25 protein-coding genes and 1 pseudogene are annotated in these 24000 nt (G+C 60.4%); 12 read left to right on the top strand and 14 right to left on the bottom strand.

The genetic code is table 11. The features are described from left to right. Positions 1-8: 8 nt before the first annotated feature. The 5 genes from P9A16_RS21150 to P9A16_RS21170 all read right to left on the bottom strand — a co-directional run bounded on the left by P9A16_RS21150 (position 9) and on the right by P9A16_RS21170 (position 5327). Complete coding sequence (locus P9A16_RS21150; protein ID WP_024270314.1) at positions 9-686, bottom strand: ABC transporter permease; 678 nt, start codon at positions 684-686, stop codon at positions 9-11. Further along, the gene (locus P9A16_RS21155) at positions 683-1492 is read right to left on the bottom strand and encodes an ABC transporter ATP-binding protein (RefSeq protein ID WP_024270313.1); all 810 of its coding nucleotides are present in this window, start codon (positions 1490-1492) and stop codon (positions 683-685) included. The genes P9A16_RS21150 and P9A16_RS21155 overlap by 4 nt, the downstream gene beginning before the upstream one ends. Before the next feature lie 95 nt (positions 1493-1587). Continuing rightward, entirely contained in the window at positions 1588-2490 is a 903-nt protein-coding gene (locus P9A16_RS21160; protein WP_024270312.1) for a helix-turn-helix domain-containing protein, read from the bottom strand. 623 nt (positions 2491-3113) lie between these two features. After that, on the bottom strand, positions 3114-4319 hold the full coding sequence (locus tag P9A16_RS21165) for an MFS transporter (protein WP_024270311.1): 1206 nt from the start codon (positions 4317-4319) through the stop codon (positions 3114-3116). A gap of 126 nt (positions 4320-4445) precedes the next feature. Beyond that, entirely contained in the window at positions 4446-5327 is an 882-nt protein-coding gene (locus tag P9A16_RS21170) for an AraC family transcriptional regulator (protein ID WP_037406238.1), read from the bottom strand. Between the two features lie 272 nt (positions 5328-5599). On the opposite strand from P9A16_RS21170, the gene P9A16_RS21175 reads away from it, so the two are divergent. Together P9A16_RS21175 and rctB are read left to right on the top strand one after the other, a co-directional pair. Beyond that, positions 5600-6586 (top strand): class I SAM-dependent methyltransferase, encoded by a 987-nt coding sequence (locus tag P9A16_RS21175; RefSeq protein ID WP_024270309.1) that lies wholly within the window; start codon positions 5600-5602, stop codon positions 6584-6586. A gap of 95 nt (positions 6587-6681) precedes the next feature. Continuing rightward, the gene (gene rctB, locus P9A16_RS21180) at positions 6682-7002 is read left to right on the top strand and encodes an SMa0974 family conjugal transfer regulator (RefSeq protein WP_023517370.1); all 321 of its coding nucleotides are present in this window, start codon (positions 6682-6684) and stop codon (positions 7000-7002) included. A gap of 49 nt (positions 7003-7051) precedes the next feature. On the opposite strand, the gene P9A16_RS21185 is transcribed toward rctB, so the two are convergent. Next, on the bottom strand, positions 7052-8023 hold the full coding sequence (locus tag P9A16_RS21185) for a quinone oxidoreductase family protein (protein WP_024270308.1): 972 nt from the start codon (positions 8021-8023) through the stop codon (positions 7052-7054). 69 nt (positions 8024-8092) lie between these two features. Between P9A16_RS21185 and P9A16_RS21190 the strand changes: the two genes are divergently transcribed. Then, positions 8093-8959 carry a LysR family transcriptional regulator gene (locus tag P9A16_RS21190; protein ID WP_024270307.1) on the top strand — a complete coding sequence of 289 codons (867 nt, stop codon included), beginning with the start codon at positions 8093-8095 and terminating at the stop codon, positions 8957-8959. A gap of 219 nt (positions 8960-9178) precedes the next feature. On the opposite strand, the gene P9A16_RS21195 is transcribed toward P9A16_RS21190, so the two are convergent. Genes P9A16_RS21195 through traA form a run of 3 tightly spaced genes read right to left on the bottom strand, consistent with a single transcriptional unit; the run spans position 9179 to position 16573 of the window. Continuing rightward, positions 9179-11650 carry a zeta toxin family protein gene (locus P9A16_RS21195; protein ID WP_023512150.1) on the bottom strand — a complete coding sequence of 824 codons (2472 nt, stop codon included), beginning with the start codon at positions 11648-11650 and terminating at the stop codon, positions 9179-9181. Positions 11651-11658: 8 nt separating this feature from the next. Further along, on the bottom strand, positions 11659-11922 hold the full coding sequence (locus tag P9A16_RS21200; protein WP_023512149.1) for a hypothetical protein: 264 nt from the start codon (positions 11920-11922) through the stop codon (positions 11659-11661). A 31-nt stretch (positions 11923-11953) separates the two neighbouring features. Then, positions 11954-16573 (bottom strand): Ti-type conjugative transfer relaxase TraA, encoded by a 4620-nt coding sequence (gene traA / locus P9A16_RS21205; RefSeq protein WP_023512148.1) that lies wholly within the window; start codon positions 16571-16573, stop codon positions 11954-11956. A 222-nt stretch (positions 16574-16795) separates the two neighbouring features. Between traA and P9A16_RS21210 the strand changes: the two genes are divergently transcribed. From P9A16_RS21210 to traG, 3 genes are read left to right on the top strand one after another with little or no spacing between them, the layout of a single operon-like run. Continuing rightward, positions 16796-17083: a TraC family protein gene (locus tag P9A16_RS21210; RefSeq protein ID WP_037406236.1), complete on the top strand. Its 288-nt coding sequence runs from the start codon at positions 16796-16798 to the stop codon at positions 17081-17083. Beyond that, the gene (locus P9A16_RS21215) at positions 17073-17303 is read left to right on the top strand and encodes a conjugal transfer protein TraD (protein ID WP_023515110.1); all 231 of its coding nucleotides are present in this window, start codon (positions 17073-17075) and stop codon (positions 17301-17303) included. The genes P9A16_RS21210 and P9A16_RS21215 overlap by 11 nt, the downstream gene beginning before the upstream one ends. Next, the gene (traG, locus tag P9A16_RS21220; protein ID WP_024270306.1) at positions 17300-19219 is read left to right on the top strand and encodes a Ti-type conjugative transfer system protein TraG; all 1920 of its coding nucleotides are present in this window, start codon (positions 17300-17302) and stop codon (positions 19217-19219) included. The genes P9A16_RS21215 and traG overlap by 4 nt, the downstream gene beginning before the upstream one ends. Before the next feature lie 37 nt (positions 19220-19256). Here traG and P9A16_RS21225 read toward each other — a convergent pair whose 3' ends face one another. Next, on the bottom strand, positions 19257-19655 hold the full coding sequence (locus tag P9A16_RS21225; RefSeq protein WP_156031931.1) for a hypothetical protein: 399 nt from the start codon (positions 19653-19655) through the stop codon (positions 19257-19259). Positions 19656-19915: 260 nt separating this feature from the next. Further along, positions 19916-20113 (bottom strand): DUF2934 domain-containing protein, encoded by a 198-nt coding sequence (locus P9A16_RS21230; protein ID WP_037406234.1) that lies wholly within the window; start codon positions 20111-20113, stop codon positions 19916-19918. A gap of 190 nt (positions 20114-20303) precedes the next feature. Here P9A16_RS21230 and P9A16_RS35795 point away from each other — a divergent pair. Next, positions 20304-20488: pseudogene (locus tag P9A16_RS35795) on the top strand (hypothetical protein). Between the two features lie 47 nt (positions 20489-20535). On the opposite strand, the gene P9A16_RS21235 reads toward P9A16_RS35795, so the two are convergent. Both P9A16_RS21235 and P9A16_RS21240 read right to left on the bottom strand, forming a co-directional pair. Next, positions 20536-20739 (bottom strand): CsbD family protein, encoded by a 204-nt coding sequence (locus tag P9A16_RS21235; protein ID WP_023517627.1) that lies wholly within the window; start codon positions 20737-20739, stop codon positions 20536-20538. Between the two features lie 64 nt (positions 20740-20803). Continuing rightward, positions 20804-21106: a DUF982 domain-containing protein gene (locus tag P9A16_RS21240; RefSeq protein WP_023517628.1), complete on the bottom strand. Its 303-nt coding sequence runs from the start codon at positions 21104-21106 to the stop codon at positions 20804-20806. A 285-nt stretch (positions 21107-21391) separates the two neighbouring features. Here P9A16_RS21240 and P9A16_RS21245 point away from each other — a divergent pair, with 285 nt between their 5' ends. After that, complete coding sequence (locus tag P9A16_RS21245; protein ID WP_024270304.1) at positions 21392-21592, top strand: hypothetical protein; 201 nt, start codon at positions 21392-21394, stop codon at positions 21590-21592. 99 nt (positions 21593-21691) lie between these two features. Here the strand turns inward: P9A16_RS21245 and P9A16_RS21250 are convergent, their stop codons facing one another. Then, complete coding sequence (locus tag P9A16_RS21250) at positions 21692-22027, bottom strand: helix-turn-helix domain-containing protein (protein WP_245290360.1); 336 nt, start codon at positions 22025-22027, stop codon at positions 21692-21694. A 5-nt stretch (positions 22028-22032) separates the two neighbouring features. Here P9A16_RS21250 and P9A16_RS21255 point away from each other — a divergent pair, with 5 nt between their 5' ends. The 4 genes from P9A16_RS21255 (at position 22033) to P9A16_RS21270 (ending at position 23978) form a co-directional block, all read left to right on the top strand. Beyond that, positions 22033-22512, top strand: coding sequence for a hypothetical protein (locus P9A16_RS21255; RefSeq protein WP_023515107.1), 480 nt, complete (start codon positions 22033-22035; stop codon positions 22510-22512). A 493-nt stretch (positions 22513-23005) separates the two neighbouring features. Continuing rightward, complete coding sequence (locus P9A16_RS21260; protein ID WP_024270303.1) at positions 23006-23263, top strand: hypothetical protein; 258 nt, start codon at positions 23006-23008, stop codon at positions 23261-23263. A 10-nt stretch (positions 23264-23273) separates the two neighbouring features. Next, a complete protein-coding gene (locus P9A16_RS21265; RefSeq protein WP_050746531.1) occupies positions 23274-23498 on the top strand; it encodes a hypothetical protein in 225 nt (74 codons plus the stop codon). 30 nt (positions 23499-23528) lie between these two features. Continuing rightward, on the top strand, positions 23529-23978 hold the full coding sequence (locus P9A16_RS21270; RefSeq protein ID WP_024270302.1) for a hypothetical protein: 450 nt from the start codon (positions 23529-23531) through the stop codon (positions 23976-23978). Positions 23979-24000: the final 22 nt, after the last annotated feature.

Raw genomic sequence — 24000 nt, forward strand, 5'->3', positions numbered from 1 at the left:
TCGATTTCTCAATCTGCGACGCGGACGCCGCGATTTGCGCGCCGCTCGAGTAAAGTCAGCCCAGCCAGCGATACGGAGGTGAATGAGAGGTAGAGGCCGGCAGCGACGGTGTAGAAGGTGAGTGGATCGTGGGTTGCGCCCGCTGCAACACCGGTCTTGCGCATTAAGTCCTCAAGCCCCACTACGGAGATGAGAGCAGTGTCCTTCAGCAGCGTGAGCCAAAGGTTTCCTATGCCTGGCAATGCGTACCGCCACATCTGGGGGAAGATCACCAATCGCCACGTATGCATCTTTGACAAGCCGAGCGCATGCGCCGCTTCGATCTGACCGGTCGGCACCGCACGGATTGCTGCCCTGAAGACTTCGGTCGCGTAGGCACCGAAGACGATAGTCAGTGCAAAGACGCCGGCAGCGAAAGCATCGACTTCGACGTAGCGGCCGAACACCGCGGTCATCGCAACCGTGCCGCCAAAGTATAGAATAAGGATGATGAGGAGTTCGGGGACACCGCGAATGATCGTGGTGTAGACGTCCGCCAATCGCCTGAGGGTCTGGGAGCGGCCGAGTTTTGCCATCGCACCGCAAAGACCGACACCAATCCCTAGAACCAGACTGGTTGCTGCTACGCGCAACGTCGTGATCGCCCCGACGGCGATCTGGTCGCCGAAACCTTGCAGCTCGATCATTGGTGCAGCTCCCATTCTTGGGCCGAGAGGAACTGCTTCAGTCGGAATGACGCAGGATTACGAAACACCGTTTCCGGTGCACCTTCCTCTTCGATCCGCCCCTGGTGGAGAAAGACAATGCGGTTCGAGACCTGCCGCGCGAAGCCGAGCTCATGCGTAACAATGAGCATTGTCCGGCCTTCATCCGCGAGCGAGCGGATTACCTTCAACACCTCGCCAACGAGTTCAGGATCCAGCGCCGATGTCGGTTCGTCGAAAAGGAGGATTTCAGGTTCCATCGCCAGAGCGCGTGCGATAGCGACGCGTTGCTGCTGGCCACCGGAAAGGTGAGCTGGATAGGCGTGCCGCTTGTCGGCAAGGCCAACTTTTGAAAGAAGTTCCTCCGCGCGTAGCCGCGCTTCGGCTTTAGCTATTCCCCGAACATGGATCGGTGCCTCAACCATGTTCTCCAGGACTGTCATGTGAGACCACAGATTGAAGCTCTGGAAGACCATCCCGAGCTTGCAACGCAACGCATTGATCTCTCGTTGCGCTACGATGCCTGAGCGTGCGTTGATATGGCGCCCGCCGACCCAGATCTCGCCTTCGCTCGGTTCTTCCAGAAAGTTCAGGCACCGAAGAAGCGTGCTTTTCCCCGATCCGCTACTTCCGAGGATTGAGATGACGTCGCCGCGTTCCGCTGTGAAGGACACCCCTTTAATGACTTCGAGCGGACCGAAGCGCTTCTTCAACTCCACGACGCGCAGAGCAGGTCCTTGCTTCGTGGTATTGTCACGAGCGTGATCGTCATTTGATGGGTGGTTCACTAGCAATCCCTCGGCTTGTCGTCTGCCGAGGATGCGACACTGGCCCAAGTGGGGCTTGCAGCGAATTGACGTGTCTGCGAAATCTTATCGAAAAATCATTCGACTGATTTATTTAGCGACGAGCCGCGAAAATCTTGAGGTGTCGTGCCCGTCTCGCGCCGGAACGTGTTGGCGAAATGGCTTGAGCTGGAGAAGCCGCACAGGAGCGCCACTTCGGTGATCGGCATCGCGGAAAGGCGAAGATACTCCTTCGCCCGCTCTACCCGCCGTCGGACGATGAAGGCGTGGGGCGGGCATCCGAGTGTTTGCTTGAAGGCCCGGCAAAAATGCGGAATGCTCAACCCTGCGATAGAGGCAAGCTGCCCCAGCGAGAGATCGTCGGTCAGATCGCCATCGATTTTCTCGATGACACGGGTCAGGTTTGCCGCTGCCAACCCGCCCTTTCGCGCCGTTGCGATATATTTTTGACGGCGGAACAGCTGCGCAAACATCGTGGCCACGTAGCTTTCCACGACCATGGTGCTGAGTGGATTTTGATCTCCGATCTCCTCGCCGATACCGCGCGCGGCGTTCATAATGATCGTATCCTCGCAACCAAGGTCAGGTGAAAGGGTCGGAAGCATGCTCGTCGCCATTCGAGAAAAGACGTCGGTCACAAAGACCGGATCGATTGTGATTGAAAGGTAAGCCGCCGTGGATGCACCTTCCTCCCATCCTTTCCAGTCACACCCGGCTGGAATGAAGAGGACGGCTCCGGGCCGGCGGGAGACGAAGCCGGTCCGTTTTTCGTCAAGGAAGTGTTCGCCACGTTCGGAGTTGCCTTTCAGATTCAGGAGGATGAGGTGCCGGTCCGACTTGACCGCGATCTCCTCCGCTTCAAGGCCAGTGCGGCGGACGAGATCAGCCTGTACGTGGCGCCAAGTCCTTTGCTTGTGGACAATCGTCCGGCAGTTGCCGGCCTTGAATCTCGGGGGTGGGGATGTCGCCGGGACTTTCATCGGCCACCTCCCCCTATTGTGCGCACTGACGTATCAGTCGACCAGACAAATTGGGAAAACCCGGCGTCGCTGCAACCATCGCGGCCCAGGTTGTTCTGGGTGGAGGGGTGTGTCTTCCTAAGGTAGCCGCAGGCCAATCTAATCGGCTTTGCAAGCCGCACGCTTTGTCGCTGTTTTGGATGCTGCATCGATATCCCCGGGAAGAGAGTTTGTCGCGGTACGTCCCCGCGAAACTCGCTAAACCTCCGAATGATCGGGGAGTTTGTAACTGTCTGTGACAGCCCCATGGCCTTTAGCTCCGAGGAACCTGGACATACGCCACAGGCTCCCCGACCCAAAAGGTCGCAGAGTTCGGTGCTGAAACAACCAGCACCAGTTGCACAGAGGGGTTACAAAGCCCCAAGGCAGCACGTACTGCCTCACGTTCAGAAATAGAGGAAACGCATTAATTTCGCTAGAGACATGTGATGAAAAATTGTGTTCTGGGCCGATATCCTGGCACCATTGTTGAATTCCGGCACGAATTTCTAGGCGGCAGGACCGGCCGCAAGCGGTGAGATCGTCACGCTGATCAATTGGACAACATCGGGGGCATGCTGCATGCGAAAACACTTAAATTAGGGTCATCGGCCAGGATCGCGCTCCACGTCGATATTCGTTCCGTTTCTGCAAAACAGGATGAGAACCACCATGCCGAACGCAAGAATGACGCCATAGGCGAAAAACAGCGTCGATGGTTTAACATCGTCAGCGATCATCGAAACGATAGCGAAGAGGACAACACCCAAGAGAACGCCCGCGCTGTGGAGCAAGCCCTTTGCGCGGCCAAGCGCGGTACTCGGAACGGCCGACTGGATCATGACTTCGACGGCAACCCTGCCGAGATTGTATAGAGCTCCCAGGATCGCGAATGCCAAGAGGGAAAAGGGCGGGTCCAGTGCCTTGAGCACCGCGAAGGACACCGCACTAGACCCGAGAATGACGTATTGCAGGACCGTTAACTTTGTCGCTCGAACGAGAGGTATCAGCAGCAGAGCACCAAGGATCGATCCTGCCGACCAGGAACTCTCGAGCTGGCCGAAATCGACCGCATTTCCACCGTGTTCATCAAACACGAAACTAGGCCCGATTACGCTGATCAACATCCCTCCGGTATAGAGCAGCGCGTAGACGGCACTCAGACAGAGGAATTGAGACCCGATGACCGGCGAGCTCTCCATCGCGCCCCCGGCACGCTCGCAGGGCCCTCTCTCATGCCGAACAACACGCATGATGATTGCTGAAAAGGCAAACCCAATGGAAACAGCACCGAAAGTGACCACCGAGCTTGACGCATGCAAGAGAGCCCCAACGAGCATGGCCGCAGCGAGACTTCCAGACTGCATCAAGAAAAAGGTCATCGAGTTCGCAGTCGCCAGCGAGAGTCTCTCACTGATCGACGGAATCATGGATTGGGATGCCGTCAGCGCGATCCGATCGCAGGTTGCAAAGAGTACGGCAGACAGCCCGATGGCCCACAGCACGCTTGTCACCATCAGAACCGTGCCCAACACGATAGCGGCGACAACACGGACAGTCTCCGCGATGACATAAAGAATGCGCCGATCGAAACGATCGGCCAGCCAACCGGCAAGCGGACTGGTAACGAGTTCGGTCAGACTAATAATAGTGAAGAATCCCGCGACTGCGGCGCTGCCCTGTCCGGAGACGATAAGGACCCAAGCACATGCTATGTGGTAGCCATTTCGGCCGATAGCGGATGCAAACGTGCTTGCCAAAAACCAGTTAAACGAACGCGCGTAGCGAACGCGGGGGGCGGGCGCTTCCATCGTTCTCGGTCGGGGCATATGGATACTTCGCAGTTGGAGACCCATCTGCAATAGGCATTTGGGGGCCCCTTCGCTTTAAGAATCAGGCCTGGTTATCAAAATCGTGCCAAAAACTATTCAAGTGCATCAACTGCGCCATCTTCGGCGGAACTCCAGCGGCCCCGTTCCATAGACTCTCTTGAAGGCGTAGGTGAAGTGGCTGGAACTTGCGAACCCGCATTCGAACGCGACTTCTGTGGCGGAAAGCTCAGTCGTACGAAGAAGATCAACGGAGCGTTCCAATCGACGCGTTGTGACAAACGAGTGCGGTGACTTTCCCGTCGACTGCTTGAAAGCACGGAAGAAGTGGCGGCGGCTTACGCCGATTTCTCCTGCCATCTCATCCAGGTTCGGCGGATTGCCGAGCCGGTTCTCGATGATGGCAACAACGCGTTTAAGGTCGAAGGGCGAAAGCCCGCCCTTTGCCGGTTCGTTCCCCAAGCCATTGAGCCGAACCATCTGGACGAAAAGCTGAATAGCTTGGCTTTCCACCATGACGACGCTGATCGGATCGGGATTTTTCAGTTCAGCCGCTATTCGCTGTAGGCAGGCCTCTATCACCGTGTCTCGAAAGCCTATTGCCGGTCGCAAACACGTCACATTTTCAGCTCCGATTGCGCGATCAATGAAGGCAGTGTCGATGGAAACGAATAGATAGGACCCCGTAGTGTCGCCCTCGTCCCATCCGCTCCATTTGCTACGCGCAGGAAGGAAGGCCACGGAACCAGGCCGGCGCGGGGTGAATGCTACCCGCCGTCCTTCAACGAAGTCCTCACCCGCTCGCGCCTCGCCTTGAAGGTTGATTATGAAGGAATGCTGCTCGGCCGAAACATTTGTCTCCTGGCGGGCCAGTCCGGTTCGCTTCACGATATCAGCGCGCACGGCGCCCCAATCAAGATGTTGGTGAACAAGACTGCTGTGGTCCGAGCGACGGACTTCCCCGGGGTCGAAATCACGCGTTTCCGTCAATAGCGTTCATGTCCCACATCAATAAGGTTCTGCCGCCATATAAGTTCAGCTGTGGTTGCAAACAATCCCGAGAGAACCCAAGGTTGGCCGATGATGGCACTTTTGTGAAAAAACGGCATGCCGATGAAAGCGCGTCACAAAGCACAAGCCTACCTCTTACCCGCGGCATCGCTTGAAGCTGGTCTTTATTAAGTCAGCAGAACCGTTGTGGAATTTGGTCCGCCTGGTTTGCGGAGCCGTACCCTTATGTTCATATGATTAGGTGTATTGCGATGCAGGATTTTGACGACTTCTTCAGTGAGTGCGATCGTGGCCCCCGGCTAAATCAGTTGGCTGGCTTCTTTACAGAAACCGCTGCCGGGAAAAACGGTATGCCAATTCGCAAGCCAATCGTTGACACGCGGCTATTCCCCAACGACACGCTGCTTCACCGCTTTGTCGATCTCCACGCGCGCCGCCAAGGGTTCTTCGACCAGCACTACCATAGCAGCATCCCGTACCGTCTTGAGGAGGAATGCCGTATGGCTCACGCCCTCTTCCGATACGCGCAGCTCAGCCCTACCGATGTACTGCTCTATAGCCTCGGGACGGCCGAAGGTACGATGGCTCGCACCCTGTCGGAATTGAGCAACGGAAAAATTCAATCGCTGTCCTGCAGCCCGAACGAGGAGAACTTCAAGTGCTTCATGGCATTCGGCGAACCATCCAATGCAAACTTCTTCCTCGGGCCATTCCACCGGCTTTCAAAGGATCACCTTCGGTCCGACGAGAAGCTTAGACACTTTGCAGACGGGTTCGATTTCATTCTGGAAGACACGACCTTCCAAATGTACTCGCCGAACCGCAATAAACAGATCGAATTCGTTGCTCACCACTTGAAGAGCGATGGAATCCTTCTCCTTCTCGAGAAATTCCGCGCGTCAAATCCGCGCGACTACCAGACGCGTGAGTCGCAAAAGGATTTCGGGTTTAAAACCCGTTTCTTCCCGGCCGAGGAGATCGAGAGAAAGACCAAAGATGTGCTGACCACAATGCACAACAGCGAGGTGACCCTGGCCGAAATGGCCAACGCGGTCTACGCCCAGTTCAAACATTGCGTCATCACCTGGAACAGCGGCAACTTCTACGGCCTTGCAGCCAGCAACAGCCAGGAAAACCTGTGGCGCTATCTGTCGTTGATGGTCGAACCCGCAATCCCGGCGGAATACGTCTACGAGCCGCAACCCTATACGGAACTTTCAAAGGCGGCGGGCGGCTGACGATAACCACCACCGTCAGAACGCAATCTCTTCCTGTGTGCTTGGCGGGCGGGATCACCCCTCGTCCGGCGCCACTCTGAATGCGGAGGCCCACCATGAAAAAACCTGAGAACCAATTCATCGCCGAGACATTCGTTTCTGTCGCGGATGCAAAATGCGTTGTCGACCAACTCTGCGCGCGATGCTGCGCCTATTGCCTATCGATCGGCGAAGACGGCGTTGATCGGCTCCTCGCCTTTGAAGACGTCCGCGCAACCCTACGCCCCGCCGACGGCGGCCTCCTGATGCGTGTTGAAGGCAGGGATCTGATCTTGTTCTACGGCGTCCGCATGCTGTTGCAAGGGCAGCTCGAAACCGTCGCTACCATTGCGACCACCGCTGTCGAATGGCAGCCATTGAGGGGCAGCCGAGCCTGATCGGCGGCGGGAGGAGGGCCGACTTGTCCCGCAGTTTTCCGGCTATCGCTCAGGGCATCAAGAGGATGCTGCCGCTTGAGCGGCCAGACTCCATTCTAACATGGGCCGCGGCGACCTCGTCCAATCGGTATTCTGAGTCGACCTGCGAGACGATACCGGCTTCGATATCACGAAGGGCTGCAATTGCCGTCTCCCGGTAGCGGCCAACATCCGCGCACCAGGCCATGATGCTCGGATGCGCAAGAAACTTTCCAGGCCGCAGATTCTCGACGGCGACGGGCGGGACCGGGCCGGCGGCCTGGCCGATGGTCACCACCACGCCGAAGGGCCGGACGGAATGGATGCTCTTAAGCAGCGCATCGCCGCCGATACCATCATAGACGACATCGACACCGTTCCCCTCGGTCAATGCCTTCACCTTCGAGACGAGATCGGCATCCCGACCGACGATAAGATGATTGGCGCCAGCGGCCCGCGCGAGCACAGCCTTCTCCTCAGAACCGACGGTCCCGATCACGACGGCGCCTCGCGCCTTTGCGCCGCGTGTCAGGATCGACCCGAGCCCGCCGGCGGCCGCGTGAACCAGCACCACATCTCCAGCTTTGACCATGTAGGTCTTTTCCAGAAGCATGTGCGCCGTCATGGCCTTGAGGAGAGAACTGGCGGCGGTTTTCATGGAGATGCTATCGGGTAGTTTGACGACCCGCTTGTTCTCGATGATCCTCAACGAGGCATAGGCGCCGACCGGCGGGCCGGCATAGGCCACGCGATCGCCCGCCCGGAAGTCCGAAACACCGGAACCGACCGCCTCGACAACGCCCGCCGCTTCCGCGCCGATCACCGCAGGATAGGTCGGTAAGGGGTAGATACCCTTGCGGTGATAGACATCGAGGAAATTCGTGCCGATGGCCTGGTGACGGATGAGGATTTCGCCCTCTCCCGGATCGGAAACAGGTTGCTCCCGGATTTCGAAGCGCCCATGCTCACCGGGCGAAACGAGCAATACGATCTTGTCTGTCATGAAACGATCTCCTTCTTGGAGACAATCTGCCCTGTAGCCTGCTGATCATAAATTCCCTATTCTCGCCCAATGACTGGGAAAGAATTCACACAACTGGATTGGGACGACCTGCGTCATTTCCTGGCGGTGGCGCAGGCAGGAACATTTCTCGGCGCAGCAAAACGTCTCGGCATCGAGCATGCGACCGTCAGGCGGCGTATAGCCGCGCTCGAAACGAGGCTCGGGCGAAAGCTTGTCGATCGTCGTGGCCGAAAGATCGTCCTGACACCCGACGGTGAAAAGGTTGCCGAACTCGCGGCCCCGATAGCTCTACAGGCAGCGAGTATCGAGCAGCTGGGGCGGACCAGCTCGAAGGAGCTGCGGGGCGATGTCCGTATCAGCGCGCCGCCTGCGCTTTCCAACATGCTGCTTGCCAAGCCCATCGTCGACCTTCGCCGCCAACATCCTGGCATTCAGATCACCCTTGTCGGCGAAAAGCGCTTTGCCTCGCTGAACCGGCGCGAAGCGGATGTCGCCGTCCGCCTATCCCGTCCCGAGGAAGGCGAATACGCGATCATCAAAGTCGGCGCGATCAGCTTCGACTTTTATGCCGCAGAAGAATACCTGGCCTCGACGTCCCCTGAAGACTGGTCGTTCATCGGCTATGACGAGTCGATGAAGGCTGCACCGCAGCACACCCGCCTGATTGAGTTTGCGGCGGGCCGCCCGATCGCCCTTCGCTCTTCCATGATGGAGTTCCAGGCCGCGGCCGCGTTGACCGGCGGGGGTGTCGTCATGCTGCCGGATTTCGCGGTGGAGGGCATGGAAGGCCTTCAGCGCATTGAAAGCGGGTCGCCCCTGACGCGGGAGATCTGGCTCGTCGTTCACTCCGAGATCAAGGATGTCCCCGCGGTGCGCGCTGTTGTGGAGGCGCTGAAGCAGGCATTCCGCCGCTAGACGATATCATGCGCAGTACGGGCAAAAAAATGGGCCATCGGAAACCGTGGCCCATGAAGTGTGGAGATATGAACCTCCAGAGGGGAACAGCTGATGCGGCGGCACTGGGAGGAGAAAACCGCGATGTGCATCAACTGCGAGCATAATGCCCGTTTCCTGGGCGGATGAATATCATCCATTGTGCAATGCAGCTATGCAATTCTCCAGGTGCGACCAGACTTAGCGCCGCATCGTCAACTGACTTGTGCGCGAAACCTCCCGGTTTTGTCTGACGGTCTTCTCCTGCAGCACGCGCGCCTGCTCATGAACTTGTCGCAATGATGCCGCCTGTTCGCGCGTTGCGCCGAGCGATGAGGCGAGCCGCGCGACATTTCCCTCCTTCAGATCTGCCTTATCTCCTGGCGATAGACGTCTGTTGATCGCAAGCGTCATCGTCTCAAGCTCACGACGAAGCGACGGTTCGCTGTTCAGGTGACGAACCTGATCCTGACCGTCACTCCTCAAGATCTCCGTCAGCTCAGGTGACGGCGCCGGTATTTCCACGCGCTGCCGCGCCTGCACCTCTCGATGCTGGGTCACGATCTGATGGCGCTCGAAATCCACTGCATGTCCGTAATCCGCGAGCGCCGCCGCAAGCTGAGGCGCATGGGCTTCGGCTGATTGCCGCGCGGGACTTGGCCCCCGCAACCAGCCTTTCCCATCCCCGGCCATGTCCCCGAGACGGCCTTCCCGGACATCGTCGCCGGCAGCCGCGCCGCTTCGTGCATCGCGAATGCTCGCCACCGACGAAACGACCGCCTGGCTATTGCCGAAGACCAGCCGCGACAGGTTCTCGATCTCGGCCCGCTTGCCGGCGAGACGCGCGGAACCATGCAGCCTATCGGCGATCTCTTTCTCGGTCAGATCCGGAAGGTCCCGACCAGCCACGAGAATGTCGGGGCGACCGGCGCTGCGCCCCAATGCCTGGCTCGCGCCGAGAATGCGCTCGTTATCGGCTATGCCGCGCGCAAATTCCTCGGCCACGCGCCGCCACTCGGCATCAAGCCGTTCATGGTGTGCGGTCTCATTCAGGATTGCCTCCATCATGGCCTTCGCCCGCGCCCGGTTTTCGAGATCGCCGGTTCGCAGTCGCAAGTCATCCAGCATCTCGCGGAATGGTTCACCGCGTTGATCGACGATCGAGGTGGCGATGGCGGTCCGCTCGGCAAGTGCCATGTTCCGATCCAGGCGCTGGCGAGTGTGTGCGACCGCTGCAGCGTATCCCGGCTCTACGATATCCGACATGGCAGCGCTGGCGGACTTGCGTCCGGACGCGACGGCGTTTGCCGCTCGCGCCAGCGTCTTGCGCATGCCGGCGGTTTCCAGCCAGGAATCGACGACATTCGCCATACGGGAAAGGCGGTCCGTTCGAGCAAAGACATCGCGATCGACGGCAACCTGGTTGAGCTGGACATCGAAGTGCTCCGCCAACCGCCGTCGCTCCCCATTCGGCGTTTCGACGGCAAGGTCCGCGGGCAGGCGATGGGCGGCGGGAAACTCTCGGGCGCCGCGCTTGTCCTGGACCATGGCGCGTGTCGCAACGATCGTGCCGCCGGCGGGCAAGAGGCCAAGGTCGCGGGCGGCCTCGACGAGTTTCAATGCCATGAAGCTTTGCGCGAGCCGCCCGACAGCATGGGCCTCGATATTGCCAATCGGGCGGCGCTCGGCGTCGCGTAGCGCATTGTCGTAGAGCTCGACGAACATACCAAGCGCATCAGCGCGTGTCTGGAAGATCGATCGCCCACGCCGTGATCCATGATCGCCGTCCGCCTCGCGACGTTGCGCAAGCAAATGGTTCACGTCCTCGACGGCTCGTGTTCTGACGGCCGCTATGCGGTCCTCGGGCGCCCGCCGCTCCTCCATGCGGGCGAGAACGTGGCTCCAATCATCGGAGAAGCGCTGCAGTTCGCCGCGCGTCATCGGCCGCGTTTGCTCCCGTTCAAGGGCGGTCCGCGCCTCGGGAGGACGCGACCAGCCGGCCGAGCCTCGTTCATTGTCATAGAGGATCGTCCCGCCCCGCGTTCGAAGCTGGACACGATCGACGAGGTTTTCCGTCTCGACCTTCTCGAGGCTGACGCGCAATCCGGTGATAGCTGCATCGTGAACGTGCTGCGGCGGAATGCGCGCCGCGTCGCCGGCATGCAGCATCTCCTCGAAGCGATAGTGGTTGCCCTGCCAGCTTAGCCGTGGATTGACGGCAACCGCTCGCGCCTCGATATCGTAGCCACCAGCGCGGGCCATGCCGATGACGCGAGCGACATTCTCCGGCGTGCGCATCGTCGTCTCGAACACGATATTGACCTTCCGCTCCACGGCGGCCGCCAGCAGCTTTTCCGTCCAGCGCCCGGCATCGGCCTGGGTAAACTGCGACGCGGTTTCCGCATCCTGCTTCTGGAATGCGAGGAATTGCGGATGATAGGATCGGAGATCGTCACCGACGATGCGGATCGTCGGCCCCGATTGATCGAGTTCCGTCTGGCTTGCGATCAGGACCGCCGTCTTGCCGGCTCCCGGCTGGCCGCCGAGCAGGATCATCCGCGGCCGCCCCGCCGGCTTCATAGCCTCCGGCAGATAGTCGGGAAGGATGTCCTTGCGGAAAATGCTCTCATTCCTCTCCGGCGAGAGCCGGCCGAATGCCTGATCGTCCGCCATGATCAGAACTACGCCCAGAACCGGGCGTCGTCCTTCACGCGTGGCCCCCAGAGCGCGATGACGCTCTCGACAGACTCGCGATCGGCGACGGTGATGCTTTGCTGCAGGGCGATCAGGTCACGGCGCCGAGACCGAAGCGCTTCGGCGGCATCGGGATCGGTGGCTTCGAGCTCATAGACGCGCGCCGTAACGATGGCCCGCGCCTGGTTGAGGATCTCGATGGCGATCTCGGCGCGGACAATCGCGTCGTAAGGGATTTCCTGTTCCGTCATGTTCTTCTCCTTCCCTCTATTGTCGAAACTCTTACCGGATGACGCCCCGGCCGCGGTCGATCGCCCGGCGCTGGCGTTCCGCGACTATCTGCTGGCTGTTGCCCATGCGGACTGTCTGCTGCAATATTTTCAGGCGCTCCTGCATCGCCTCGAACGGGCGGCGCTGCGCCGGCGACACGCGGTTGATCACGTCCTTCTCACCGCGCAGGATGGCATAGCGGCCGAACCGGAGATCGAGCGATCGGCTGACACCGGCAAATTCCTCCCAGATGCGGGCATCAAGCGACCCGGCTGCGATATCGAGTTTGGCGCTCTTCTTCTTCATCGCTGCCGCCAAGCCGCGCAACGCCTCGTCGGCCGCCGGCGACAATCCTGGAATAGCGACGCCCATCCGTTGGCGTTCTTCGGTGATTGCCTGGGTCGCGTTGGCGAATGCTGTGGCATAGGACGCGCCCAGCGACCGGACACGGCTCTCTGCCTCGGGCACAGCCTGAAGCGCGTCCTTTCGCTCGCGGCCGACAGCGAGCAATCTGTCCATGATGCGATCGGAACCGCGCAGCGCACAATAAGCCGCGGGATCGTTGGCAACGGCCGCGGCGATCCGATCGCCCGAAAAACCTTTCACGATGAGGGTCTCGATCTTGTCGACGGCGCCGGCGGGATCGCGCCAGATGCGCCCAGCCGTATCGACAAGGGCTGCGCGATTGTGGCCGTAGTGGGCAACTTCACGCGCCCTCACCCGTGCCTCGTCTTCGACCGAGGTCTTGAACTCCGTCACGGCGGCGAGCATGGGCAACACGGCACTCGTCTCCTTCCCCGGCTCGACGCTGGCGCCGGCAACCACCTTCGAGCGGTCCTTCTTTTCCGCCAGATGCTGTTCCTCGGCGAACCGGCGCACGACCTTGAAGAGCCGCGCCAGTTTCTCGCGTCGACCGGACGCGAGATCGTCCGGCATGCGCTCGACCATGTTGCGCTCGGCGATTGTATCGGCCTTCTCCGTAAAGGCGGACCATCCAAAGCGCGCCGTCAGCGCCTCATTGACCGCTTTCACTTCCTGGACCAGCAAACGGTCCTCAACGGCATAGGCGAAAGCGGTCTTGTAGGCGTCGGGGCCGCCGCGCTCTCGGACCGCCTCGATTTCGACAAGCCGCGCCATTGCCGCTTTCGAAAGCGCGGGGACGGACGGCGACATATGCCCACGCCTCTGTTCCTCGCAAATGCAGAACCGCTCTGCCTGTCTGCGGAATTCCGTCGCATGCGACCGGGCGAGCGGCAGCAGATCAGCCAGGGCCGCCATCGCTGCGTTCCGATTGTCCCGCGCGGCGCGGCCATCGACCAGATGTTCCGATCCCTGCAGACGGCCAAGCCGCTGCGGGCGCATCGCAAGATTTTCAGCAAGGTCGCGCGGCTCCATGCCTGCATCCGACGCCAACGCATTCAATCTGGCCAGCGCCCTGTCAGGGTCACGATAGATTTTCTCCAGGACCGGGCGAAGAATGACCTCCCGCTCCTTCCATCTTTCCGAGGCAAGTTGCGCCCGGCGGGCTTCCTCCTCGATGCTACGGGCAAATCGCGTCGTCGGCGGGATGAGGTATGGTCGATCCTCGGGAACTCGTGGCGCGACGGTTTCCGAACGCTCCTCATTGTAGGTGACACTCTTCTCCGGTTCGATCGCGAAGCCGAGCGCCACGCTGGCGCGCTCCCACAGCTTCGCCAACTGTTCCCGCTTTTCCGCAAGCCAGGCCAACCGCCGCCCGGCCCCCTCCTCTATCCCGGCCGCGATCTCGGCCGCCAAGTCGATACCGCGACGCCGGGCAAAATCGCGGGCATGCGCCTGATAGCCAGCCTCGCTCTCGAAATCGAGCGTCGTGGTCTTCGCGCCCGAACGGCCGAGACGCTCGACCATCTGCTTGAACAATTCCGGCCGATGGCTTTCGCGCTCGATCCGTTCCTGGCGAGCATCGGCCGATTCCTTCAGCTCTGCCGTCCAGACATTGCGGTGAACTTCGCGTTTCTCCGTTCGCTTCTCGCCCGGCTCCGGATCGGTGACGCTTACATCGACCTTGACGGTCTCAACGCCATCCTTGCGGAGCGTGACCGTGTCGCCTTCCGAAACGCCGCCCTTCTCCAACGCCTTCGGCAGACTGACACCCCAGACACGATGGACCGTTCCGTCATCCGTGCGGACATCGGCATAGGGGCTTTCATCCGCATCCTCATCTTCCGGCCGGAACTTCGCCTCGCCCGTCTCCACTAACTCACCGGTGACGCCGGCAGCGTGATCGGCGCGCGGCTTTCGTCCCCATTCCGGCTTCGGCTCGAAATCCTCGCGCGCCGCATAGAGCGTTGCCTGATCGCGATGGCGAGTCATCGACACATAGGTCAGGTGCTGGTCCATCATGCCGGTGGCGAGCACGAAGGTCCGGTCGACAGTGGCGCCCTGCGATTTGTGGATTGTCGCGGCATAGCCGTGGTCGATGTTGCGGTAGCTTTCCTCGCTGATGACGAGGTCGCGACCATTGTCGAGGCGAACCGAGAGCAACGGACCGCCACGCAGATCGCCGGTCGCAACGACCGTTCCGAGCATGCCGTTCTTCACATATTGCGGGCCGAGGCGGCGCGCCCTTGGTTCGAGGAAGCGAGCATTTTCGAGGGAGATGATGCGATCGCCGGCGGCAAACTCCCTGATACCTCGCTCCGTCCGGAATTCGCGTGCGGCGGTCAGCGCGCCTGCAGCATTCATCACGCCGCGCAGCGATTCATTCAGACGCTTCACATCCTCATTGGTGTGGGCAAGCACCAGCATCTCGTCGCCCCGCAGCCGGCCGTCGTGACCTGCCGCGCGCGACCGCGCGATGACCTGCTCGCGCGCCGCGCTCCAATCCGCCACGATCCGCTCGACGACTTCGACGCGCTGCTCGGTCTCGACGATCCGGCCTCGCTGGGCATAGGCATCCAGCCCCTCCTCGACCTTGCCACGCGCGAAGAGACGCGAGGCATCGCGCGCCCAAGCTTCTTGCTGCCGGCGGACACCGGCAAGTTCGGCGGACCCGATCCGCTCCGATATCGCCCGGAAAGCGGCACCCGCCTGGATCGGCTGAAGCTGCATGGCGTCGCCGACCAGGACCGCCTTCGCGCCAGCGTCCTCGACCGCCTTCAACACACGCGCCATCTGCTGCGAGGGCACCATGCCGGCCTCATCGATAACGAAGACATTGCCGCGTTCCAGGAGATCGCGCCCGTTCTCCCAGGCCAATTCCCACGATGCGAGCGTCCGCGACTTGATGCCGGAGCTGTCCTCCAGCCCTTCGGCCGCCTTGCCCGAAAGGGCTGCACCAAACACGCGATGACCCTCGCCTTCCCAGGCAACTCGCGCGGCGGCAAGCAGCGTCGACTTACCCGCCCCTGCAAGCCCGACGATAGCCGCGATCGCACTGTCACCAGTGACGTGACGGACGGCGTCGACCTGCTCCTGTTCGAGCTTGAAGGGTTTTTCCGGATCGGCGGTTTCGACCTGACGCACGGCTGCGGCAACCTTCGCTTCCGCGATACCGAAACCGGTTCGCTTCGACAGGACTTCCGCCGACTGCGCCATGTCATATTCGATGCGCAGGATCTCGCGCGTGGTGAAGATTGCCGGCTCCGCCACCTTGCCGGTCTGGCGGTCCACCTGCTGCGGCTTCAACAGAACCAGATCGTCGGACGCCATCAGACGTGCGCGAATGTTTGCGAAATCCTCGGGGTCATCGACATAGCGATGCAGCGCTTTGGCAATATCCTTCTCGTCGAAGGTAGACCGTTCGTTGGCGAGTTGCTTCAGCAGAAGCGCGGGTTCGGCGAGCAGCCGGTCGGCCATGTCCTGCCGCCGCGCCAGATCGGCCGGCGCGAAATACATCTCGACGCCCTTGCGCGCGAGCGCGGCTTTTTCCGGGCCGAGATGTTTCTGGGCAATGCCATCGAGGCCCTGCTCGGCATAGGAGCGCCCGTCCAGACGGATGTCATGGCCGGCGAGCGCAAGGTGCCGATTGGCCGTTTCCGCCCAACCGATCTTCCAGGCCTTCATCGTGTCCTTGTCGCCGGCCCAGAGCTTGTAGACGATCTTGCCGTTCGGCCGGTCCGGCGTGACGACGCGCAGCGGCTCACCGTCTTCGCCGAGCACCGGCACCTTCTTCGGCCCGAAACCCTCGTCCGTCAGGGGTCGCAGCGCCGTCATCAGATGGATGTGGGGATTGCCGTCCTTATCGTGATAGACCCAGTCGGCGATCATGCCTTGCGAGGTCAGATTGTCCCGGACGAATTCCTGCACGAGGGCGATGTTCTCCGCCCGCGTCAGCTCCTCGGGGAGCGCAATGATCAACTCGCGGGCAAGCTGTGCGTCCGCTCGCACCTCGAAGGCCTCCACGGCATTCCACAGCGCCTCGCTCGCGCCCGCGACGCTCTTTCCTTCGATCGCGATCCGCAGCCAGGCCGGAACCTTGTCCGGTAGCGCCAACTCCTCATGCTTCAATTCGGCCGCGCCGCCGCGACAGCTGAAGGAGGTGCCGGCCTGTTCGTCCATCATGCGAGCGCGATGACGGTAAGCGGCGGCCGAGACGATGCTGCGTCCCGCTCCCCTGCTGATTACCTGCGCTCTGACGAACATGATCGCCACTGCCGTCTCCTGATCTCCCAAGCACGTCGCGCCAGCGACGTATATTGCGCCCTCAAACCGATCGGACCTCAGGTCCGATGCCGCTTTTCCGGAAGACGGCCCAGGCCGGAATTCCGGCATCGACATTTTGGGGACTTGCGCAAGGTAGCGCATTTTACTATCGTTTTCTAGTCAGTATAAATAAACAACAGCGATATTGCTTGAAGAGAGGGAACCGGGTAAATGGCCGCCAAATCGTCAATTCTGGATATCGATACGCAGATCGAGAAGCTTCGAGAGCGTCGAAAAACGCTGATAGTTAAATCAGCTGATCGCTTCTCCCGCGCGGCAATGAAGTCGGGTCTGGCGGAGATGGAGATCGACGACGAGGAGGTCGATCGCATCGTCGAAGAGATCGCCGCGCGATTTCGCAAAGCGGAGAAGAAAGGGGCTGGTGACGCAGCTGCTTCGCCGCGTGGACAGCCAGGTGGCGGGGCTGGAGCGACGACGGAGATTCCTCATGACGGCTGATCGCAAGAAGGAAACTCGCGAGAAATTCCTGCTGGGCGGGATCGTCGTCCGGGCCGGACTGTCGAAGGTCGACCGGGCGTTTCTGCTCGGCGGGCTCATCGAACTGGCGCGCGTCGGGTCCGGTTCGCCGGAATATCGTCGGCTGCGGGATGTCGGCGAGGAAGCCTTCAAGGCTCCCGTGCTCGATGGCGGCCGACCGATGCTGGAGGCAGCCGAATGACGACGATGGCCAAACCACATCCAAGCCTCTTGCTCGTCATGGTGCCGATCGTCGTCACGGCCTTCGCTGTCTATGTCGTTGGATGGCGATGGCCGTCGCTCGCCGTCGGCATGTCGGAGAAAACGGCATACTGGTTCTTGCGCGCCGAGCCGCTGCCGGCGTTTTTGCTCGGGCCGCTCGCCGGTCTTTTAACCGTCTGGGCATTGCCACTTCATCTGCGAAGGCCGATTGCCGTGGCGAGCCTCCTCAGCTTTCTGATCGTTGCAGGCTTCTACGGCCTGCGGGAATTCGCGCGGCTTTCGCCTTTCGTGAAGAGCGGCGTGCTGTCCTGGGATGGGGCGCTTTCCTATCTCGATAGGATCGCAGTGGGCGCGGGCATTGTCGGCTTCATTGCGGTAGCGGTCTCGGCGCGCATCTCAACGGTCGTGCCCGAACAGGTGAAGCGCGCCAAGCGCGGGATCTTCGGCGGCGCGAACTGGCTATCGATGGCCGCGGCCGGAAAACTCTTCCCACCCGATGGCGAGATCGTCATCGGCGAACGTTATCGGGTCGACAAGGACATCGTCTGCGATGTGCCTTTCGATCCCTATGATCGGTCGACATGGGGCAAGGGCGGAACCGCGCCGCTCCTCACCTACAAGCTGAACTTCGACTCCACCCATATGCTGTTCTTCTCGGGCTCAGGCGGGTTCAAGACCGTGAGCAACGTGGTCCCGACCACATTGCTTTACAGCGGCCCACTGATCTGCCTCGATCCTTCCACCGAGATCGCGCCGATGGTGGTGGAGCATCGCACCCGTGCACTCGGCCGGAAGGTCATGGTGCTCGATCCCATGAACCCGGTCATGGGGTTCAATGTGCTCAATTTCATCGAAACGTCGCGCAAGAAGGAAGAGGATATCGTCGGTGTCGCGCATATGTTGCTGTCGGAGAGCGTGCGCATCGACACATCCACCGGCTCCTATTTCCAGAACCAGGCGCACAATCTTCTAACGGGCCTGCTCGCCCATGTCATGCTGTCGCCGGAATACGAGGGGCGACGCAATCTGCGCAGCTTGCGGCAGATCGTTTCCGAGCCGGAGCCCTCCGTGCTCGCCATGCTCCGCGACATTCAGGAGCATTCCACCTCCGCCTTCATCCGCGAAACCTTGGGCGTCTTCACCAACATGACCGAGCAGACCTTCTCGGGCGTCTACTCGACGGCATCGAAGGATACGCAGTGGCTGTCCCTCGATGGATATGCCGCGCTCGTTTGCGGCAACGCCTTCAAGCCGAGCGATCTCGTTAGCGGCGAGAAGGACGTTTTCCTGAACCTGCCTGGTGACATCCTGCAGTCCTATCCTGGCATCGGCCGTGTAATCATAGGCGCACTGCTCAAGGCGATGGTTCAGGCCGACGGCGGGTTCACGCGACGTGCGCTTTTCATGCTCGACGAGGTGGACCTACTCGGCTACATGCGGGCGCTCGAGGAAGCGCGCGATCGCGGCCGCAAGCATGGCATCACCATGATGCTGCTCTACCAATCGGTCGGCCAATTGGAGCATCACTTCGGCAAGAACGGTGCGACATCGTGGATTGAGGGATGTGCTTTTGCGAGCTATGCCGCCATCAAGTCGATTGAAACGGCAAAGAACGTTTCGGCGTTGTGCGGCGTGATGACCATAGAGGTCAAAGGAGATTCGCGTGACGTCAGCTTCGCCACGAAGAACGGCTCGCCGCGAAAGTCAGAAAACATAACCTATCAGGCGCGACCCTTGATCCTGCCGCACGAAGTCACGCAGACCATGCGCCAGGATGAGCAGATCATCATCGTTCAGGGCCATAGCCCGATCCGCTGCGGCCGGGCGATGTATTTCCGTCGGAAAGACATGAACAAGGCGGCGAAGCCCAATCGATTTGCCAAGCGTTATCGCTGATCACAACAACGCACCGGTGCGCCGGTTCGGAACTGCGTTATCGACCGAGAGGGCGATAGCGCTCAGCCGGGTCCGTTTCGCCCGGAGGTGTGATCCAGTCGACGAACTTCGAATACACCATGGAAACGCCGACGAAGCCGGCGGCCATCAGGAGGAAAACCCAAAATGGCATTCCGTTGGCTGCCTCGGGTTTGACGAAAGCGACGAAGGCGACCAGCGGCATGATGAGGCCGCCCAGCATCAGCACGTTGACGACCGGCCGGAGCAGGCAGAGGACGGAATAGGCGAGACACCCGGCGCAATAGAGCACGCCGCGGACGATTGTGATGGCCAGCGTGGCGATCAACAGAACGGCGTGTCGCAGTAAACGAAACAGCGGGTTGCTTTTCGCAGCCTGTGCACTCGCTTCGTCGATGGGTTGCTCTTCGATCATCATGCCGACATCCTCACGCTGGAAGGGCGCGGCAAGCAAAGATCGGCGGGGAGCGTGAGGGACAGCCCCTTGCGGCAAGGCGGCCGGTCGATCCGGCCGTTTCGCCCCGCTAGAGTGAGCGTCACCGAAGGCCGGGCCGGCTCGGGGGAGCCACTTTAGAAGATAAGCGCCTGTTATCGTTGAGCAATCCGATGAGAGGCGCTTTCTTCGCCAGAAATCCTCTCCGCTTTTGAAGTCCGCTACATCTGAATGTGGAGTCGAACTCAATGCGTCCGCTTCGCCGCAGCAGCTAGGCCGACGACATCAACCTGATCTCGGCTCGCCTCTCCCGCTTCGTCCTTTTCTTGTATCTCCCGTTCTGCCTGGAGCCAGTGCCCAAGCGATCGGCCATCCAACGACCCTTCGCACTGCCAGAGTTCGAAGGCTCGCTCCTGGATGCGTCTCTCGCGTTCGTCGTCCATGATCAGCCGAGCCCAAAGAAGGACAGGACGGCGATCACGACTACGACCAGACCGACAAGATAAATAATATTATTCATAATGCGTCTCCTTTTCTGTTCGGGGTCAAACGTGCCCGCCGCCGTTCTTGTTCCCGTCGACTGGAACCACCGCGATCCGTAGTCGTTCCTCATGCCCCACAGGAGGACGCACAATGGCAATTGAGAACGCACCGAGGAGAAGGGCAAGGAAGGCGCCCGTGGCCTCCACAAGGCCGCACGAGCCGAAGAGCGCGAGGTTGAAGCTGAAAAGGGATCGGAGCTCGCAAAGGGCGCGGATCGCGTTGAGGAGCGCTCCAGGAGCTCTGACGGCAAGAGTGCTGGCGAGAAGCAGCGGTAAGTAGATGGGGCCGCCCAACAGCTGCCGGGCGGCCCTCTCAATGCGACTTACCAGGTCTGGCGATTATACCAGTCGTCAACGTCCCGCGTCGCACGATCCTTTTCGTAGCCGTAGCGCTCCTGGATCTTGCCCTCGAGCTGGTCGCGCTTACCTTCGATGACGTCCAGATCGTCGTCAGTGAGTTTACCCCACTGCTCCTTGATCTTGCCCTTGACCTGCTTCCAGTTTCCTTCGACACGGTTCCAGTCCATCTTGCTCTCCTCGTTTAGGATAGTGATGGATAGGAAACGCGCAGCCGGCGGAATTGATCCCTGATCAAGCATTCATTAATGGCGGCGTAGAGGGGCCGGAGCGGTGCCAAAGAGGCGAAAGCGCCTGTACGGGCATTCCTGCCTCAAGGCACGCCGAGACGAATGCCTCGCGTGCAACCGTCGCCGGCGTCCGGAACTGAAGGGCGGCACGGCATCTTTCACAGGCACGCTTGTAGCGATCGCCGGAGCGTAGTGGCCATTCATTTTCTAGGAAGTCGAGAGCGTCATGGACGCCTTGGAACAAACGGCTCGTCCCATTCGTGAACGTGACGGAGATAGGGGTCGCAAAGTAGATTTCTGCCAGCATCGATAATCCTCCTTCCAAAAGCTACCCTGGCGCCGAACGATATCGAAATCGCGTGCGGATTTTTCAAGGGTGCCGTTGGCTGCCGTACGAACTGCGATCCGGATCAAAGGTTCCGCGCGGCCGAGACGAATAAGAACGACCTAAATAAGAGAAGCGCTAGATGATCCGCTCGACTTGCAATTGTCGCATTGCGAGAGCACACTTCCTCGTACTGGCAGCCGATTATCAGGGCGCTGTCGGCTGTGAGGTGGCACCTTTCGCCCCGAACGAGAAAGGGAGTTCGCTATGGATCTCCCAAAAACCTTATCTCAGGCAGGAATATTCGAACCCGACGATCTCGCGATCATGCGAGATGTAATTGCGCGCTTGAAAAAGAATATGGACCGCGACCTCGATGCGGTTGCTCTTACTGTCATCCGGCTCTTTCAGGAAGAGCCGGGCGACGCTGAGCACCTTTGGAAACGCTGTCAGCCCCTCGTGGGCTGACGCATTGGGAGTTTAGGGTTGGCGCGGGAATGGGCCGACCCGATAGCCGCCGACCTTGTGCCGGCTGCGGAATTGTTCCTTGGGAAGAGGCGGTAGCCGTCACTCGTCCGGTGGCGCAACACCGCCCTCTACAATACGAACCCCGTCCGGAGAGATGAACTCCGCGAACCGCCACCGGCCGTTCTCGTCCGGAGCACCTTGCTCAAGTGCCGCCTGAATAGCATCCATTGTAGATTTTTTTGCGTCGGCGCCGTTTTCGATCCGGGTGATCGTGTTTGCGGTAACTCCGGCCCGCTCTGCTAGCTCCCGAACGCCCCACCCAAGGCCAGCCCGCGCCATCTTCATGGTAGTTGCGCGCATCATTTTTTGTACCTCGTCGCAATCAATGTTAACACTGTACAAACACAGTACGACAAACGCAACAGGAAGGACCACCAGCAATGGCCACCACGACGCACGACACAACTACGGACAGAAGGCTCGAACCGCGCAGGTTGCGTCCGAGAAGACAACCGCCGCACTTCCCCTATGACCGGGCCGGCGCCACCGAGATTCCACGCATGGCAGCTCTCGCTGAACAACTGCAGCCCATCATGCTCGAACTGCAGCCCATGCCCGATGAGGCTATGGACGGCATCAACAACGCACATACGGCCGTCGTGGAGGCGCTCGCCGTCGCGCCGGTCACTAAGTCCAGTGAGCTTGCCGATAAGCTGCGTGTGCTCGCCTACCTCGTCGAGAGCGACAAGGGCGGTGTGCTGAACCTCGAGACCCTGATGCTGCAGGCCGTACTGCACGACCTCGGCGCATTCCCGATCCGCAAGGCGATCGCTGAAGGGTTCGGCATCGTCGAAACGATTTATGGCGATCTGCTCCAATTGCGGGCTGGCTACTACACCAAGATCGATCGACCCAACTAAAATTTCCTGCCAGCCGTTTCCGCATGTTCCGGCAGGCCTTTGCCGGTGGCGCTTTGTAGCTGCCCCGGCCCTTTATTCGTAGACACCGGGGCGCGACCAGCACCACCTGCGACCACACCAGCAGGGGCGCTCCCGCACGGTCTTTGGCCGGCCGATCGCCATGCGAAAACCTTGAAACATCCGCCGGCTCAGCCGCCCGCCCCGTAAGAGACGGGCGGTTTTGTGTTTGTGAGGCCGTGACAAACTTCCCACGGTGGGAGGTCCATGCGCATCGCTAGAGAGATCGGAGACAAATTGCCAAGTATTGGCAATTTGGGGGCCACCGCCCTCTACGCACTCGCCGCCCCTCCACTCCCGAACCTGTTTGCGCCATCCCCTTGATTTCCCATCATAACTCAAAATTGCGTCACGAGGTCTCCCCAGTTTTGGGGACATCCCTCGACAACCCTGCATCGCGGTGCGACACTCAGCACGCGTTGCTTGGGAGGCTTTCATGGCTAAATGGATCGTTCTCGCAGTCGGGCTGCTACTCATGGCTAATGGCTTCTACACACGGACCTATGACTTCCCGAACGAAACGCCTGTCAGATATTGCTTCAACATGGATTACGTCGGCATCGATGGCTGCTTTCATAACGCCGCTGTCCCAACGCTAATGGCTTGGGTTCCGTTCTTGATCGGCGTCGGACTTGTTATCTGGTCAATCTTCCGGGCGATGGGAAGTTCCCGCCAGCGCAGTGATGCTCGGTGATTCTCGTCCAATGACCAGGTCACGTAAGAAAGTCCCCATCACCGGCATCACGACCGCAGACAGCGACAAGGCGTTCAAGAAGCGCGAACATCGCCGCGAGCGATCCGCGGTACGCGACGCCCTGGCCACCGGTTCGAAGCCGCCACACCCGAAAGGGTTCGGTGATCCGTGGGATGGCGACAAGGACGGGAAGCGTTACGTGACGGGCGATCAAGCAACCGTCTTGCGGAAATGAGGCGCCGCCCCTCGATATCCCAGGTAAATCATGTCCGCCAAGCCCATCCTCATCTACCGCCTCACGCCAGCCCAGATTGACCTCATCGATCGCTTGGCCTCCAGCGACGACGTCCATATGGACAGACTCGCCTACCCGGACTTGGTGGCGTATCAGGAATTGGAGAAACTCGGTTTCGTCGAAATGCGCGTTGAGCCCCGAAAGAAGATCAAGATTGCGATCACCGCCCAAGGGCGTCAGGTGCGGGCGGCCAGGTACATCTCCAGCAAGCCGGTCGTTCGCCTTACTGGACCGCAATTCCTTGCAATGTGCCTCCTCGCTGAAAGGCCGCGGTCCTACAACGATATCCCCGCCTCCATGAAAGACACTGTGCGCCGACTGCGGCTGCGCGGCTGGGCAACCGTGGAGGAGGATGCCGAGGGGCGGTTCTGGACCGCGTTGTCTGCTGAAGGATGGGAGATTGTGGATCTGCTGGACTAGGAACGCCTCGTATTGCCATGAC

This window comes from Shinella sp. 838 (genome assembly GCF_029623935.1).
Lineage (GTDB): Bacteria > Pseudomonadota > Alphaproteobacteria > Rhizobiales > Rhizobiaceae > Shinella.